The organism is Leclercia sp. EC_58 (assembly GCF_019584355.1).
In the GTDB taxonomy this organism is placed as follows: domain Bacteria; phylum Pseudomonadota; class Gammaproteobacteria; order Enterobacterales; family Enterobacteriaceae; genus Enterobacter.
The window spans coordinates 1,960,836-1,961,511 of record NZ_VDAM01000001.1 but is presented as its reverse complement, the minus strand read 5'-3'; the positions used below and the strand labels follow the sequence as shown (position 1 = coordinate 1,961,511).

Annotated in this window: 3 tRNA genes; all 3 read right to left on the bottom strand. The window is 49.0% G+C overall.

Annotated elements, in window-relative coordinates:
• Positions 1-167 precede the first annotated feature (167 nt).
• The 3 genes from FHC51_RS09510 to FHC51_RS09500 all read right to left on the bottom strand — a co-directional run bounded on the left by FHC51_RS09510 (position 168) and on the right by FHC51_RS09500 (position 540).
• Positions 168-243: transfer RNA gene (locus FHC51_RS09510), tRNA-Ala, on the bottom strand.
• A 105-nt stretch (positions 244-348) separates the two neighbouring features.
• Positions 349-425: transfer RNA gene (locus FHC51_RS09505), tRNA-Ile, on the bottom strand.
• Between the two features lie 38 nt (positions 426-463).
• Positions 464-540, bottom strand: a tRNA-Ile gene (locus FHC51_RS09500).
• Positions 541-676: the final 136 nt, after the last annotated feature.

Genomic DNA, 676 nt, shown 5'->3' with positions numbered 1-676 from the left:
CTCACAACCCGAAGCTGTTTCACTTCGTGTTGTGAAAATTTGAGAGACTCGAACACACTTAACGTGTGTCGTTTCAATTTTCAGCTTGATCCAGATTTTTAAAGAGCAAAACTTCGCAGCGCACCTTCGCAGGTACACTCTGAAGTTTTCAGGTTGTGCAGTAAAGATGGTGGAGCTATGCGGGATCGAACCGCAGACCTCCTGCGTGCAAGGCAGGCGCTCTCCCAGCTGAGCTATAGCCCCATCGTGGTCTTCTCTGTACCGCCAATTTTTTCTGAGGCAAGGCGTGGTGACACGAAGCATACTGAAGTATGTGAGTGTCGCCGCAACGCAGCATCAGTAAAAATTTGGTAGGCCTGAGTGGACTTGAACCACCGACCTCACCCTTATCAGGGGTGCGCTCTAACCACCTGAGCTACAAGCCTGCAGAGATTTTTTACTGCTAATTTTCATCAGACAAATTTGGTAGGCCTGAGTGGACTTGAACCACCGACCTCACCCTTATCAGGGGTGCGCTCTAACCACCTGAGCTACAAGCCTGCAGAGATTTTTTACTGCTAATTTTCATCAGACAATCTGTGTGAGCACTGCAAAGGCAGGTTCTTTAAGGTAAGGAGGTGATCCAACCGCAGGTTCCCCTACGGTTACCTTGTTACGACTTCACCCCAGTCATGAA